The organism is Microbispora sp. H10885 (genome assembly GCF_014161415.1).
In the GTDB taxonomy this organism is placed as follows: Bacteria; Actinomycetota; Actinomycetes; order Streptosporangiales; family Streptosporangiaceae; genus Microbispora; species Microbispora triticiradicis.
In genome coordinates this window covers 227,804-242,819 of the sequence record NZ_JABBWY010000012.1, presented here as the reverse complement: position 1 = coordinate 242,819, position 15,016 = coordinate 227,804, and the positions used below count along the sequence as shown (strand labels likewise).

General features: G+C 70.6%; 13 protein-coding genes. 5 read left to right on the top strand and 8 right to left on the bottom strand.

Annotated elements, in window-relative coordinates; translation table 11 throughout:
- Window positions 1-304 precede the first annotated feature (304 nt).
- Genes HHX37_RS29680 through HHX37_RS29660 form a run of 5 tightly spaced genes read left to right on the top strand, consistent with a single transcriptional unit; the run spans window position 305 to window position 4,729 of the window.
- Window positions 305-1,282 (top strand): ABC transporter substrate-binding protein, encoded by a 978-nt coding sequence (locus HHX37_RS29680; RefSeq protein WP_259404199.1) that lies wholly within the window; start codon window positions 305-307, stop codon window positions 1,280-1,282.
- Window positions 1,279-2,052 carry an ABC transporter permease gene (locus HHX37_RS29675; RefSeq protein ID WP_182887563.1) on the top strand — a complete coding sequence of 258 codons (774 nt, stop codon included), beginning with the start codon at window positions 1,279-1,281 and terminating at the stop codon, window positions 2,050-2,052. The genes HHX37_RS29680 and HHX37_RS29675 overlap by 4 nt, the downstream gene beginning before the upstream one ends.
- A complete protein-coding gene (locus HHX37_RS29670) occupies window positions 2,049-2,876 on the top strand; it encodes an ABC transporter permease (protein WP_310740594.1) in 828 nt (275 codons plus the stop codon). Before HHX37_RS29675 ends, HHX37_RS29670 begins: the two co-directional genes overlap by 4 nt.
- A gap of 9 nt (window positions 2,877-2,885) precedes the next feature.
- Window positions 2,886-3,719 carry an ABC transporter ATP-binding protein gene (locus tag HHX37_RS29665; RefSeq protein ID WP_182884036.1) on the top strand — a complete coding sequence of 278 codons (834 nt, stop codon included), beginning with the start codon at window positions 2,886-2,888 and terminating at the stop codon, window positions 3,717-3,719.
- 5 nt (window positions 3,720-3,724) lie between these two features.
- Window positions 3,725-4,729 (top strand): methyltransferase, encoded by a 1,005-nt coding sequence (locus HHX37_RS29660; protein ID WP_182887562.1) that lies wholly within the window; start codon window positions 3,725-3,727, stop codon window positions 4,727-4,729.
- Window positions 4,730-4,757: 28 nt separating this feature from the next.
- Here the strand turns inward: HHX37_RS29660 and HHX37_RS29655 are convergent, their stop codons facing one another.
- The 8 genes from HHX37_RS29655 to HHX37_RS29620 form a co-directional block, all read right to left on the bottom strand.
- A complete protein-coding gene (locus tag HHX37_RS29655) occupies window positions 4,758-5,321 on the bottom strand; it encodes a GTP-binding protein (protein ID WP_182887609.1) in 564 nt (187 codons plus the stop codon).
- Window positions 5,322-5,328: 7 nt separating this feature from the next.
- Window positions 5,329-5,766, bottom strand: a complete 438-nt coding sequence (locus HHX37_RS29650) for a DUF742 domain-containing protein (protein WP_182887561.1) — start codon at window positions 5,764-5,766, stop codon at window positions 5,329-5,331.
- Between the two features lie 122 nt (window positions 5,767-5,888).
- Entirely contained in the window at window positions 5,889-6,302 is a 414-nt protein-coding gene (locus HHX37_RS29645; RefSeq protein WP_204288658.1) for a roadblock/LC7 domain-containing protein, read from the bottom strand.
- A gap of 8 nt (window positions 6,303-6,310) precedes the next feature.
- Window positions 6,311-9,655 (bottom strand): nitrate- and nitrite sensing domain-containing protein, encoded by a 3,345-nt coding sequence (locus tag HHX37_RS37280; RefSeq protein ID WP_310738297.1) that lies wholly within the window; start codon window positions 9,653-9,655, stop codon window positions 6,311-6,313.
- A 377-nt stretch (window positions 9,656-10,032) separates the two neighbouring features.
- Window positions 10,033-10,617 (bottom strand): GTP-binding protein, encoded by a 585-nt coding sequence (locus tag HHX37_RS29635; RefSeq protein WP_182887560.1) that lies wholly within the window; start codon window positions 10,615-10,617, stop codon window positions 10,033-10,035.
- Window positions 10,598-10,957, bottom strand: coding sequence for a DUF742 domain-containing protein (locus HHX37_RS29630; RefSeq protein WP_111699516.1), 360 nt, complete (start codon window positions 10,955-10,957; stop codon window positions 10,598-10,600). The genes HHX37_RS29635 and HHX37_RS29630 overlap by 20 nt, the downstream gene beginning before the upstream one ends.
- A 15-nt stretch (window positions 10,958-10,972) precedes the next feature.
- Window positions 10,973-11,392, bottom strand: a complete 420-nt coding sequence (locus tag HHX37_RS29625; RefSeq protein WP_111699517.1) for a roadblock/LC7 domain-containing protein — start codon at window positions 11,390-11,392, stop codon at window positions 10,973-10,975.
- Complete coding sequence (locus HHX37_RS29620) at window positions 11,389-14,874, bottom strand: sensor histidine kinase (protein WP_259406869.1); 3,486 nt, start codon at window positions 14,872-14,874, stop codon at window positions 11,389-11,391. Before HHX37_RS29620 ends, HHX37_RS29625 begins: the two co-directional genes overlap by 4 nt.
- Window positions 14,875-15,016: the final 142 nt, after the last annotated feature.

Genomic DNA, 15,016 nt, shown 5'->3' with positions numbered 1-15,016 from the left:
ACCAACCTCTCGAATAATTTGGCACGGTCCAAGGAGGGAGAGTTTCGCGCGGCGGCGCATCGGGAAAGCTTTCCACGAGCAACACCGAGCGGGACCCGGCATTTCCGAATCAAGTTCTGGACATGCATCGGTCCAAACGACCACACCTCGGGTTACGGGGCATAGTGGATTTACCGACAAGTTTGGTGACATAGGGCTCCTAATCCTGTTATCGCGGTTTAAGTCCCGCTACGCTTCTCGCCCGTCGCCCGGTGCCGCCATCTCTCGCACCGGGCGCCTCCGCTTCCCCACCCCAGGAGACTCCATGAGGCTGACGGGTCACAGGACCGTCATAGGCGTCATAGCAGCGTTGACACTCACCGCGTGTGGCGGTGCGGACACGAATACGACAGCGACCGGCAATAACGGACTGGAGAAAACTACCCTAAAGGTCGGCATTCTCCCCATCGCCGACGTCGCGGCGCTGTTCATCGCGCAGGAACGGGGGTTCTTCAAGGCCGAAGGGCTGACCATCAAGCCCGAAGTCGTGCAGAGCACCACCGTCGCCATCCCGCAACTGGTGAGCGGCGCGACGGACATCACAATCGGCAACTACTTCACGGTGATTTCGGCCCAGGAGGCGAAAGCAGGGAACTTCCGCATCCTCGCTGATACATATCAGGCGAAACCGGACACCTTTGACATCGTGGTGAAGAAGGACTCACCGATCCAGTCGGTCAAGGACCTCAAGGGCAAGAAGGTCACCATCGCGTCGCTGAACAGCATCGGCGAGCTCGCCGTCGCCTCGACCCTGCGGGCCAACGGGCTGTCCCCCAAGGACGTCCAGTACGTCCCCGTGCCCTTCCCCCAGGCGCCGGGCAAGCTGGCGTCGGGCCAGGCGGACGCGGCCTGGCTCAACGAGCCGTTCCTGACCGGCGTGCAGAAGGACATGGGCGCCCGCAAGATCGCCGACACGATGACCGGCGCGATGGCGGACTTCCCGATCGCAGGCTGGACCACGACCGAGCCCATCCTGTCGAAGTATCCCAAGGCGATGGCCGCCTTCCAGCGCGCGATCGTGAAGGCCCAGCAGATCGCCGGCTCCGACCGAAAGGCAGTGGAGAAGGTACTGCCGAACTACACGCAGATCAAACCGGAGGCGGCGTCCATCATCACCCTCGGCGCCTACCCGTCCACCCTCAACCCGACGCGCATCCAGCGGGTGGCCGACCTGATGCTGGAGTACGGCTACCTGAAGGCCAAGATGGACGTGACTCCGCTGCTGGTGCCGATGCCGCAATGATCGTCAGCAAGGTGGTCCGCGGCGCCGTCGGCGTCGCGGTCCTGCTCGTCGTCGCGGAGATCGCCGGCCGTACCGGCCTGATGGACACCCAGATCATGCCGCTGGCGTCCACCGTGCTCGCCGGGGCGGCCGGGCTCGCCGTCGACTCCGAGTTCCTGCACGACGCCTCGGCCACCGTCGAGGTGTGGGCGGAGGGTCTCCTCCTCGCGACCCTGCTGGCCGTACCCGCGGGGGTGCTGCTGGGGAGCCTGCCGAAAGTGGAGATCGGGCTGCGGCCGCTGATCGAGTTCCTCCGGCCGATTCCGTCCATCGCGCTCATCCCGCTGGTCACGCTCATCGCGGCCTCCGACGGCGCGATGAAGGTCACGATCGTCGTCTACGCCGCGTGCTGGCCGGTGCTCGTCAACACCATGTACGGCCTGCACGACGTGGACCCGGTCGCCAGGGACACGATGCGGGCCTTCGGCTTCGGCCGCCTGGCCGTGCTGCTGCGGGTGGCGCTGCCGAGCGCCGCTCCGTTCGTCCTGACCGGCGTACGGCTGGCGGCGTCGGTCGCGCTGGTGGTGGCCGTCAGCGCGGAACTGCTCTCCGGCGGCGCGGGCGGCATCGGCGTGTACATCATCAAGGCGGGATCGGGCTACCGGATCGACCTCATGCTGGCGGCCACGGTGTGGGCGGGGCTCATCGGCCTGGTCGTGAACGCGCTGCTCGTCCGGGCCGAGCGCGGCCTGTTCCGCTGGCACGCCGCGCGTGCGGGGGTGGCCCAGTGACGAACACGGCCGTGAGCGGCGTCCGGTGGGCCGGCCGGGCGCGCGGGCTCGCCGTGCGGCTGTGGGCGGTGCCGGTCGTCGTCGCCGTGTGGGAGGCCTCCGCGCGGGCGGTGGAGTCCGTCTACTTCCCTCCGCCGTCGGCGATCCTGGCCCGGCTGCGCGAGCTGTGGTTCTCCGGGCCGCCGGCCCGCCTGTTCCTCAGCGACGCCGCCCTCGCCGACTTCGTGCCCAGCCTCGGTCATCTGTTCGGCGGATGGGCGCTCGCCTGCCTGGGCGGGATCGCCCTCGGCGTGGCGATCGGCCGGTCCCGGACGCTGGCGGGCTACGTCGACCCGCTGATCGAGTTCGGCCGGGCGATCCCGCCGCCGACGCTCATCCCGCTGTTCATCGTGCTGTTCAAGGCGGACACGCGGATGCAGCTCGCCACCATCGTGTACGGCGTGATCTGGCCGGTCCTGGTCAACTCGGTGGACGGCGCCCGCTACGTGGACCGCCTCCACATCGAGACGGCGCGCGTGTTCGGCCTGTCCCGGGCCGAACGGCTCGTCATGGTGATCCTGCCGGCGGCGGCGCCGAAGATCTTCGCGGGACTGCGGCTGAGCCTGTCGCTCGCGCTCATCCTGATGGTCGTCGCCGAACTCGTGGGCAGCGCCACCAGCGGGATCGGCTACGAGCTGATCTACACGCAGCAGAACTTCGACCTGCCGGGGATGTGGGGGACGATCGCGGTGCTCGGCGTCCTTGGCTTCCTCCTCAACTCGTCGTTCCTCGTGGTGGAGCGGCGCACCCTGTCCTGGCACCGGCGTGCCGGGCGAAAAGGCTGAGGTGACACCGTGCTCGACGTCGTCAACCTGACCCACACCTACGGCAGCGGTCCGGATGCCCACCGGGCGCTCGGCGGGATCGACCTCAAGGTCTCCGAGGGCGAGCTCGTCTGCGTCGTCGGCCCGTCGGGCTGCGGGAAGTCGACGCTCCTGCGGTCGATCGCGGGGCTCGTACGGCCGACCGGAGGAGAGGTCCGCGTCAAGGGCCGTCCGGTCAGCGGGACGCCCGACGACCTCGCGGTGGTCTTCCAGGACTACAGCAGGTCGTTGTTCCCCTGGCTGTCGGTGCGCGACAACGTGGCGCTGCCACTGCGGCGGCGCGGCCTCGACCGGGCGGCCCGGCGTGCGGCGGCGGCCGAGGCGCTGGCGGCGGTGAGCCTGGAAAGCGCCGCGGCCAAGTATCCCTGGCAGCTGTCCGGCGGCATGCAGCAGCGGGTGGCCATCGCCCGGGCCCTCGCCTACCGTCCCTCGCTGCTGCTGATGGACGAGCCGTTCGGCTCCGTCGACGCCCAGACCCGCGAGGATCTGGAGGATCTCGTCCTCGCCGTACGCGGGCACCACAGCATGACGATCGTCCTGATCACCCACGACATCGACGAGAGCGTCTACGTCGGCGACCGGGTGGTGGTGCTGACCCGGGCGCCCGCCGTTGTAGCCGCCGACCTGCGGGTAGACCTGCCCGGTCCCCGCGACCAGATCGCGACCCGGGAGCTGCCCGCATTCGTGCACCTGCGGGCCGAGGTGAGCCGCCTGGTGCGCGGCAGACCCGAGTTCGGGGCGACCACGCCTGACATGGTCACCCCGCCTCACATGATGGCCCCCTCGTATCTGAACAAGGAGTAGTGAACGTGACAGAAGCCAGCAGCGTCGTGTGGGAGCACCTGCGCGGGTTCTACCGGGCCGCGGCGCTCGGCGCGATCGTCGACCTCGACTGCGCCGGCCACCTGAAGGACGGACCGCTCACCGTCGAGGAGCTCGCCACCCGCTGCGGCGCGCACGCGCCGTCCCTCGCCCGCCTGCTGCGCACGTGCGCCGCGAACGGGCTGTTCACCGCCGTCTCCCCCGGCACGTACGCGCTGACCGACGCCGGTCGGCTGCTGGTGGACGGCGTGCCCGGCTCTCTGCGCACGGCCGTCCAGTTCAACACCGCGCCCACGCTCGCGTACGGCATGAACAGCCTGACCAAGACGGTGCGCGAGGGACGGTCGGCGTTCGTCGAGAAGTACGGAGTGCTCTACGACCACCTCGGGACCGAACCCGAACTGAACCGGATCTTCAACGACTTCATGACCCAGCGGTCGCAGCCGATGGCGGACGGGGTGGCCGCGAGCTACGACTTCTCGTCGGTCAAGACGCTGGTGGACGTGGGCGGCGGCCGGGGCCACATCCTGGCGACGGCGCTGCGGGCCAACCCGCATCTGCGGGGTGTGCTGGTGGAGCTGGCGCACGTGCTGCCGGACGCGCGGGCGGCCTTCGACGAGTGGGGGCTGTCGGAGCGGGTGGAGATCGTCGAGGGCGACTTCTTCTCCTCGGTCCCCGCGGGTCACGACGCCTACCTGCTGGGCAGCGTGATCCACAACTGGGACGACGAGGACGCGACCAGGATTCTGCGCGTGGTCCGCGACGCGATGAGTGACGACGGCCGGGTGCTGCTGGTGGAGTTGGTCCTGCCGGACGACGACTCGGCGCACTTCGGGAAGGACCTGGACATGCGGATGCTCGGCCTGTTCGGACAGGGAAAGGAGCGCAGCAGGTCGGAGCACGACGCGCTGCTGCGGGCGGCCGGGCTGCGCCTGGTCGGCACCTACGGCCTGCCGTTCCACGCCACCCTCGTCGAGGCGGTCCGCGCCTAGACCGGTGACGCCCGAGCCGGGGGCCGCCTCAGGCGCGCCCCCCGCCGGGTACGGCGACCCGCATGGTCAGCGCGTGCTCGACGAGGGTGATCAGGGTGCTCTTCACCGATCCCCGGTCCCGGGCGTCCGTGCGGACGACGGGGATCCGCGGCGACAGGGTCAGCGCCTCCCGCACCTCGTCCTCGGCGTGCGGGTACTGACCGTCGAAGCCGTTGACGCCGACGACGAACGGCAGCCGCGCCTCCTCGAAGTAGTCCACCGCGGGAAAACTGTCGGCCAACCGCCGGGTGTCGACCAGCACCACCGCACCGATCGCCCCCCGCACCAGGTCATCCCACATGAACCAGAACCGATGCTGACCCGGCGTACCGAACAGATAAAGAATCAGATCCCGGTCCAGCGACACCCGCCCGAAATCCATCGCCACCGTCGTGGTCGTCTTGTGCGGCACCAGCCCCACATCATCCACACCCGCCGACGCGTCGGTCATCACCGCCTCCGTCGTCAACGGCACGATCTCCGACACCGCCCCCACGAAAGTCGTCTTGCCCACACCGAAACCCCCCGCGACCACGATCTTCGTCGAGGTCAGCCCCCGGCTAGAGCCTGCGAAGTCCACTGAGCACCCTTTCCAGCAAGTTCAGATCCGGCTTACCCGCCTCCAACTGCGGCTGATGCACATGCACCAACCCCTCCGCCGCCATGTCCGCGATCACCACACGAACCACACCCAGCGGAATCCGCAGCAACGCCGACACCTCCGCCACCGACCGCACCTGACGGCACAGCGTGCTGATCGCTTGGCGCTCCGGGGTGAGCGTGGAAAGGTCCTGGTGCATCGAGGTGGCGGAGGACACGAGTGCCTCCATCGCCAGCTGGAGGCGTGGCGTCGTCCGTCCTCCCGTCACCGCGTAGGGCCGGACGAGGGAGCTCTGCTCCGTCGGCGCCGGCCTCGGGACGGGGGTCGCACCGCCGTACTGCCGGTGGGCGTCGGCCACCGGCGGGTAGGGCTCGTTGTTCCAGCCGCCGCCTGCCACAACGTCCTCCTGACGTTCTTGTTGTCACTCCGGAATCCCGGTGGCCACCCCGTGCGCCCCGCTCCCGGGGCGCGTTTCCCGATCTGTCCTCCGCCGCGGTTCTCAGCTCACGGAACGGCGGGTCACCTCGGGTGGGACGACTGCAGCTCGGCCCGGACCGCGGGGGTCAGCACCTGCCCCGCACGCTCCACCAGCAACGTCATCTGATAGGCCACCAGACCGAGATCGGAGTCCGCCGCAGCCAGCACGGCCAGACACGACCCGTCACTGATCGACATGATCAGCAACAAACCCCGCTGCATCTCCACCACGGTCTGCGTGACGGGGCCGCCCTCGAACACCCGGGACGCCCCCTGCGTCAGACTGATCAACCCCGCGGCCACCGCCGCCAGCTGATCCGCCCGATCCTTGGGAAATCCGTCCGAGAACGCCAGAGGCAACCCGTCGGCCGACACCACCACGGTGTGCGCCACACCGGGCACGTTGTTCACGAAGTCCGTGATCAACCAGTTGATGCCGCGTGCGGCCTGACTCATCTCCCTCATCAGTCCTCCTTCTCACTGTCCTGGGCATCAGGCATGCCCAGGGACGCCGCCCCGGGGTATCCCTGGTCCTCTCCGGCCTCCCCGCGCGCGACCGCACGGCCCTGCCGTACGCCCTGCTGGAAGCTGGAGAGCCTGCTGCGCACCCGCTCGGGCGAGAGCACGGGCGGGGGTGGCGGCGGGGTGGCCGCCGCCGCGGGGGCGGGTTCCGCGGAGGGCGCGGGAGCGTTGGCAGAACCCGGCACGAGGTTGGCCTTGGGCACCCGCTTGGGCAGACCCGACGAGGTGACCCCGCCGAGGGCCGGCTCGCTGGCCGCCTGGGCCGCCTGCCAGCCGACGTCGGCCGGGGACGACCAGGCCCTGCTCTCCGCGCCGTCTTCGGCGGAGTCGTCCTTCTCCTCCGGGCCGTCGGCCTTCTTGAACCAGTCCGACTCCACCGCGGCGAAGATGGGGAGGTACTCCTCCTCCGACTCCAGCGGCGAGCTGCGCACCACCGGAAGCGGGCCGGTGTTGTCCTCGCCTTCGAAGGAACCGCGTCCGGCCCAGCCGGGCCAGCCCGCGCCGCCCTCCTCCTGCCCTCCCGGCCAGGAGGCGCTCCCCGGCGGCGGCAGGTGGCCGGGCCAGGGCGTGTCGACGGGCGCCTCACCCACGCGGCCGCGGTTGAAGGGGTTGGTGTCGAAGGGACTGGACTCGAACGAGCCCGCGTCGAACGCGCCCGAGTCGAACGGGCGTGACTCGAACGCGCGTGAGTCGAAGGGTCCGGAGTCGAAGGTCGTGGTCTCGAACGGGTCCCGCTCGGCCGGCGTCTTCTCGAACGGCGTCCTGTCGGCGAAGCCCCTGTCGGGGGCCTCCTTGTCGAGGGGCGTCTTGTCGAAGGCCGCCCGGTCGAAGGGGCCGGACTCGAACGGGCTGCGGGCGAACGGGTCGGGCTGGCCGAACCCCCCACTGTCGAAGGGGTTGCGGGCGAAGGGATCCGGCTCCGCGGGGCGCTCGAAGCCGCCCGATTCGAAGGGGTTGCGGGCGAAGGGGTCGTTGCCCGCGTTCCGCTGCGGCGGCTCGAACGGATTGCGCGAGAACGGGTCGGGGTCGAAACCGGTCGTCTCGCGCGGGAAGGTCTCGAAGGGCCCGCGCTCGAAGGAGGCGGCGGCCGGGGCGCCGACCCCCGGCGCGTCCGCGCCGAACACGGGGGTGCGCGGCGGGTTGTCGAACGAGGTCGGGCTGGCGAGGGCCGGCGCGCCGAACGCGGGCTCGCCGAACGCGGGGGCGCCGAACTGCGGCCCGGTCCCGACGGCCGGCATCGGGCTGGTCAGCTCCGGCTGGGGCATGCCCGGCACTCCCGGGAAGGCCGGGCCGGCGTGGGCCAGCAGCGACTCGGGCAGCAGCACCATGGCCGTCAGGCCGCCGCTGTCCTGCTGGCGCAACTGCACCCGGACGCCGTGGCGCAGCGCGAGGCGGCCGACCACGAACAGGCCCATCCGGCGGGACACCGACACGTCCACCACCGGCGGGTTCGCCAGGCGGTAGTTCGTCTCCGCCAGTTCCTCGGGCGTCATGCCGATGCCGAGGTCGCTCACGGAGATGATCAGACCGCCGCCGTCGATGCGGTTGCTCGACACGGTGACCTTGGTGTCGCGCGGCGAGAAGGAGATGGCGTTCTCGACCAGCTCGGCCACCAGGTGGACGACGTCGTTGACCGCCTGGCCGACGATGGACGCGCCGGGCTGCACCTGGATGTCGACGCGCTCGTAGTTCTCGACCTCCGACAGGGAGGCGCGGACGATGTCGACGATGGGCACCGGCTGGCCCCAGCGGCGCGCGGCCTCCTGCCCGGCGAGGACCAGCAGGTTCTCACTGTTACGGCGCATGCGGGTGGCCAGGTGGTCGAGCTTGAACAGGTTGCCCAGCCGGTCCTCGTCCTGCTCGCCCTGCTCCAGTCCCTCGATCAGGGACAGCTGGCGTTCCACCAGGGTCTGCGTGCGCCGCGACAGGTTCACGAACATCGCGTTGACGTTGCTGCGCAGGCGCGCCTCGTCGCCCGCGAGGCGGATGGCCTCACGGTGGACCTCGTCGAAGGCCCGGGCCACCTCACCGATCTCGTCGCGGCCGACCACGCCGATCGGGACGATGGCCGGCGCCTGGGCGTTGTCACCGGCCTCCCGCAGCTTCTGGACGGTGTCGGGCAGGCGCTGCCCGGCGACCTCCAGGGCCTCGCTGCGCAGTCGTCGCAGCGGGCGTACGAGCGAGCGGGCGACGCCGGCGGTGACGAGCAGCACCGCGATCAGCAGGAGGGCGACGGCGACGGCGATGACGACGGCCCGCTGCTGCTCGTCGTCCTTGAGCGACTGGGCGCGGGCCACGATCGCCGACGTCAGCTTGGCCTCGACGGTGCGCATCCGGTTGATCGGCTGCGAGATCGCGTCGAACCACAGACGGGTGTCGTCGCGTACGGACTGGTCGAGGCCTCTGAGGTCGAAGCCCGAGTTGGCCCGGTCGAGCACGAGTGTCCGGAGGAACTCCGCCTGGTCGACCCTGCCGCCGGAGACCGTGTTGTCGTAGTCGGTCCGTTCCTCCGGCGTGGCGCTCTTGCGGAACGCGCGCAGCTCGCTCTCCTGGGCGGACATCGCGCCGAGGAAGCTCTGGAGCTGGGCCTGCTCGAACCGGCCGGAGGTCAGCACCGTGGACAGCAGGCCGCGCTGCTGGGAGGCGCTCTCCTTCGCGCGGGCGAGTGCGGCCAGGGTGACCGACATGGAGCCGAGCCGGTCGTCGACCGTGCCCTTGGCCAGTTCGTCCTGCAGGGCCAGCAGGTTGTCGATGACGAGGGTGTACTGGTCGAGCACCGCCCGCGGCTGCAGGTTCCCCTCCGCGGCCTGGCCGCGCAGCGACTCCACGCCGTCGAGCTTGCCGAGGATGTGCTCGATCTCGGCGGAGGCCCGGTCGCTCACGCCGGACCTGATCTCGTTCGCCAGGTCGCGTACGGCGGTGGCCGCCTTGTTCGTGAGGATGGTCTGCGCCTTGACGGCGGCGGCCGCCTTGGCCGGGCGGCCGATCGTGGCGTTCCACGCGGCCCGGTCCCGCTCGGCCTGCAGTTCGTGGGTGAGGTTCGCGACGCGGTCCACCAGCCGGGCCAGCTGGCTCGTCTGCTGGTACTGCGCCGCCGTGGCCACCGAGGTCACGATGCGGAACCCGCCGAGCACCAGTGCGGCCAGCGTGGGTATGAGGATCAGCGCCACCAGCCGGGAACGCACCCGCCAGTTACGCAGGAGGAAACGGCTTCCCTCGTCGGGCTCCTGCTCAGCCGGAACCCCGGTCCCGGGGCTCTCATCGGTCCGGGGGTCTAGTGTCCTCACAGGCTTCGCAACCTCTCGCCGTATGTGCGCGCAGGGGGAGTGTCTCGTCACGGATGTGGTCGGCGTGACACGGGAGACGTCCTGCAGGCGAGGGTAATTGCAGCACACCGACACCAGGGAGGCCAACCGAACACCCGTGCACAAACAACCTATACAGGCACGGAGATGATGTTATTTGATTAAATATCGGGTCGTCATCATTACCGGATTCTGCCCTTCCGGCTAGGTCACCATCTCACGAAACCACAGGCAGAAGGCTGGGAATCCGGTGACGCGGGCGGCCCGGACGGGCGCGGCCGCGGCCGGACGCCACGAAGGGCGGCACCCCGGGGGTACCGCCCTCGCCGCCCTCTCCCCGAGGGCCCACGGGACCGCGCTCAGTACGTCCTGCCGTACGCGCTCCGGACCGTGAGCACGTACTCGACCAGGCTGATGAGCGTGGACTTGACGGCGTCCCGCGACCTGGCGTCCGTACGGACGACCGGAACGTGCGGGGGCAGGGACAGCGCCTCGCGGACCTCGTCCTCCGAGTGGAGGAACTGCCCCTCCCAGCCGTTCATCGCGACGAGGAACGGAAGCTGGGCCTCCTCGAAGTAGTCGATGGCCGGGAAGCAGTCGGCGAGCCTGCGGCTGTCCACGAGCACGACCGCCCCGATGGCACCGCGGACGAGGTCGTCCCACATGAACCAGAAGCGGTGCTGCCCCGGAGTGCCGAACAGATAGAGAATGAGGTCCTGGTCGAGCGAGAGCCGGCCGAAGTCCATCGCGACCGTCGTGGTCGTCTTGTTCGGCGTGAGCCCCAGGTCGTCGATGCCGGCGCTGGCGTCGGTCATCACGGCCTCGGTCGTCAGCGGAAGGATCTCGGAGACGGCACCGACGAAGGTCGTCTTCCCGACGCCGAACCCACCCGCCACGACGATCTTCGTCGAGGTAAGACCACGACTAGAGCCTGCGTAGTCCACTGAGCACCCTTTCGAGCAGGTTGAGGTCTGGCTGTCCCTGGTTGAGCTGCGGCATGTGCAGGCGGACCAGACCCTCGTCGGCCATGTCGGCGATGAGCACACGGGCCACGCCGAGCGGGACCCGGAGCAGCGCCGAGATCTCCGCGACCGATCGTACGGTACGACACAGCATCATGATCGATTCCTGCTCCGGACCGAGCAGGGAATAGTCATTGCTCTTCAAGGCCACCGATGATACGAGCGTTTCCATCGCCAGGTGATAACGCGGCTCGGCTCGCCCACCGGTGACGGCGTACGGACGGAACAGAGGTTCGTCCTCTGTCCCGTCACGATCGCGCATGCCTCACTCCCATGGTCATCGCCGCGATGTCTGCAGCTCGGCGCGCAGCGCCGGGGTGAGCACCTGTCCGGCCCGTTCCACGAGCAGGGTCATCTGGTAGGCCACCAGACCCATGTCGCAGTCCGGGGAGGCCAGCACGGCCAGGCAGGAGCCGTCGCTGATCGCCATGACCAGCAGCAGGCCGCGCTGCATCTCGACCACGGTCTGGGTGACCGAGCCTCCCTCGAACACCCGCGAGGCGCCGACGGTGAGGCTGAGCAGGCCGGCGGCGACCGCCGCGAGCTGGTCGGCTCGGTCAGGGGGGAAGCCGTCCGATTGGGCCAGCCGCAGGCCGTCCGACGAGACCACCACCGCGTGCGCCACCCCAGGGGTGGTGCCGACGAAGTCGGTGATCAGCCAGTCGAACCTGCGTGCTTCCACGCTCAGCTCAGTCACGAGCCCTCCTCCTCTTTACCCGACCCTTCGGTGAGGCCGCCGGCCGCTTGGGCCCGGCCCCGCCGCACACCCTGCTGGAAGCTGGAGAGGCGGTTGCGCACCGCCTCGGCCGAGACCGGCGGACGCGGAGGCGCGGCGCTCTCCGTGCCGACCGAGCCGGGCACCAGGTTGGCCTTCGGCATGCGCTTGGGCAGTCCGGCGGCGGTGACGCCGCCGAGCGACGGGTCGCGCACGCTCGCCGCGGCCTGGAAACCGCTGTCGGCCCGCGACCGCCACAAGCCGGTGTCGCCGGCCTGCTCGGCGGCGTTCGCCCGTCCGTCCGCCGGCCCGTCCATCGGCCGGGGGGCCGGTGCCGGGGCCGCGGCGGCCCGGGGGGTTCTCGCGATCTCTCCTGTGGTCTCCGCCGCGGTCTCCCCGTCCGCGGGCGGGACCGCGGTGGGACCGGTGTCGGAAGGACGGCGGAACCAGGCCGACTCGACCGAGGCGAAGATCGGCAGGAACTCGTCGCCGCGCTCCAGCGGCGAGTCCTCCGCCTCCGGCAGCGGACCGGTCGCCGACGCGAGGTCCCCCGCGCCGCCGGTCCGCGCCCTGGCGGGCGGCGGAGGGAAGGCGGTCGGCCCGGTGTCTCCCGGCGATCTCGTGCCTCCCGGCGCCGGAGTGAAAGCGCTCACCCCCGTGCTTTCCCGAGTGAAGGCGTTCGGACCCGTGCTCTGCGGTGACGGCGAGAACGCGTTCGGCCCGGTGCTCTGCGGTGACGGGGGGAAAGCGTTCGGCCCGGTGCTCTGGGGCGAGGACGGGAACGCGTTCTCACCCGTGCTCTGGGGTGACGGCGGGAACGCGTTCGGCCCGGTGCTCTGAGGCGGGGACGGGAACGCGTTCGGCCCGGTGCTGTAAGCAGAGGGTGCGAGCGCGTTCTCACCCGTGCTCTGCGGCGGCTGCGGGAAGGCGTTCGGCCCGGTCGTGCCGGCCGGGGTGGCCGCGTCCCGCCGCGGGAGCGGGGTCGGCCCGGTGGGCAGCGACGGCCAGGAGGATTCGGACCGGCCGGGCGCGGGCTCCTCATCGAGCGGCGTGCCGAACGCCGGGGGCCACGACGCGCCCGCCTGCCCGCCGAAGGCCGGGCGGGGGGAGTCCGCGTCCGGAGACCCTCCCGGTGCTCCGGGCATCGGCTGCGGACCCGAGTTCCCCGTGTACGTGTTACCGGTGGCCGTGTTTCCGGCGTATGGGGTCTCGGCCGGCGGCGCCTCGGCGGGACCCGGCGCGCCGTAAGGGTTCTCGGGCGGCGCGGGCGCCTCCCTGACCGGAGCGCCGAACGCGGAGAAGCCACCCGAGCCGTTTCCGCCGGGCCCGGCGACGCCCGCCACCGGGGGACGGCGCGATCCCACGCCGCCGGCCGCGCCGTTGCCGGGGTTCCACGGCTCGAACGGGCCCGCTCCCGGCGCCTGGCCGGTGGGGTTGGGCTCGGCGAACGCCTGCCGGGCCGGCAGCCCGGCCGCGGTCTGCCCGACCGGGACCGACGGACGCGGCATTACGGGCTGGTCGGCGTTGGAGATGAGCTGCGCGGGGAACAGCACCATCGCGATGATGCCCGCGCCGTCACCCCGGCGCAGCTGCACCCGGATGCCGTGACGCAGCGCGAGGCGGCCGACCACGAACAGGCCCATCCGGCGGGACACCGACACGTCGATCGTGGGCGGCTCGGCGAGGCGGCGGTTGATCTCCGCCAGTTCCTCGGCGGACATGCCGATTCCGGCGTCGGTGACCCCGAGCATCACGGCCCCGCCCTCGACCGGGCTGCTGGAGACCACGACCTTGGTGTTGCGCGGCGAGAAGGCGATGGCGTTCTCGACGAGCTCGGCCAGGAGGTGGACGACGTCGTTGGCGGCGTGCCCGGCCAGGGCGATGCTGCGGGGAATCCGGACGACGACCCGTTCGTAGTCCTCGACCTCCGACAGCGAGGCGCGGACCACGTCGACCAGCCGGGCGGGCTGGCTGCGCTTGCGCGGCGGCTCGTGGCCGGCGAGCACCAGGAGGTTCTCACTGTTGCGGCGCATGCGGGTGGCGAGGTGGTCCAGCTTGAACAGGTCGGCGAGGCGCCGGCCGTCCTCCTCGCCCCGCTCCAGGCCGTCGATCAGTGAGATCTGACGCTCCACCAGCGTCTGGGTGCGGCGCGAGAGGTTCACGAACATCGAGTTGACGTTGGCCCGCAGGCGCGACTCCTCGGCGGCCAGCCGTACGGCCTGCAGGTGGACCTCGTCGAATGCCTGGGCGACCTCGCCGATCTCGTCGGTGCTGCCGACCGCGATCGGCTGCACCTGCGACTCCCGGTCGGGGTCGTCCGACTCGCGCATCCGCCGCACGATCTCGGGCAGCCTGCGTCCGGCGATGTCGAGCGCCTCCACCCGCAGGCGGCGCAGCGGCCGGACCATCGAGCGCGCGATGAGCGCCGTGGTGGCCAGCACGAGGACGAGGAGGGCGAGGATCAGTGCTCCGGCGATGAGGGCGTTGCGCTGCTCGGCCGACTGCAGGTCGCGGGTCCGGTCCTGCACCAGCGACGACACGCGGCCCTCGACGGCCGCCATCTGCTCGATGGTCTTGGTACTGTCCTGGAACCACCGCTGGGCCGTGTTGTCCCTGCTGCGGTAACGGCTGAGCGACTGGTTCTGCAGGCCCAGCCTGAGCGCCCACGACTTGGTCAGCTCGCCGTTCACGACGCCCGGATCGGCGAAGAGGGTCACCAGGCGGGTCGCCTCGGCCTGCGGGGCCTCCGAGTAGAACGTCGCGAGGTAGCTCGCCTGGCGCGACTGGGCGGCCAGGAAGTCCTGCAGCTCGAAGGTGGTGAAGGTCTGGTTGCGCTCCATGAACTCGCGGGTGAGGGCGGCTCGCTGCAGGGCCACCTCCTCCTTGGCGTGGGCGAGACCGCCCAGGGCGCGGACGTCGCCCACGATCTCGGGGGCGCCATCGCTCGTGCCCAGCTCGTCGTGCAGGCGCAGGATGTTGGCGATCAGCGCGCTGTAGTCCTCCGGCGCGCCGTTGGCGCGGATGCCGGCGAGGCTGGCGAAGCGGCTCGTGAGCTGCTGGGCCTGCTCCCCCGCCCGCGCGCCGTAGTCCGCGTCGACGTTCTTGAGGTCGGCCCTCACCTGCTGCACCAGGGGATCCACCACCGCGCGCTGCTCGGCGCGGGTCAGCTCGGTCTGGCCGTCGATGTCGAACTTGCGCCTGCTGTTGCCTCCCCAGACGAACAGGTCGCGTTCGAGGGCGAGCTGTTCGGCCAGGTCCCGCAGGTGCACCGAGTACTCCGCCGCCGACCTGGTCCGCTGGTAGGCGGTCAGGCTGTCCATCGAGCTCACGACGCGGAGGCCGGCGAGGAGCACGGCCACGAGCGTCGGAGCGAGGATCAGCGCGGTCAGGCGTGTGGGAACCCTCCAGTTGCGCGGTGAGAACGGGCTCCTCCGCCTGCGGTTATCGGTATTCGACTGCTTCATGCTCACCGGCCCCGCCATCGTTCGGCCTGCCTTCACGCGTCTGGACAGCATGAAGTGACACAGCTATATAAGCGGGGACAATTCGACCACAAGGTCATCAAGGCGAGCGGCCCTACCCCTGCCGCAGCGCCCCAATTGTTAC

Coding starts and splice junctions, on each gene's coding strand:
- HHX37_RS29630 (WP_111699516.1), bottom strand. CDS start 10,957: ATGCGCGATCGTGACGGGACAGAGGACGAACCTCTGTTCCGTCCGTAC.
- HHX37_RS29620 (WP_259406869.1), bottom strand. CDS start 14,874: ATGAAGCAGTCGAATACCGATAACCGCAGGCGGAGGAGCCCGTTCTCA.
- HHX37_RS29675 (WP_182887563.1), top strand. CDS start 1,279: ATGATCGTCAGCAAGGTGGTCCGCGGCGCCGTCGGCGTCGCGGTCCTG.
- HHX37_RS29645 (WP_204288658.1), bottom strand. CDS start 6,302: ATGAGTCAGGCCGCACGCGGCATCAACTGGTTGATCACGGACTTCGTG.
- HHX37_RS29680 (WP_259404199.1), top strand. CDS start 305: ATGAGGCTGACGGGTCACAGGACCGTCATAGGCGTCATAGCAGCGTTG.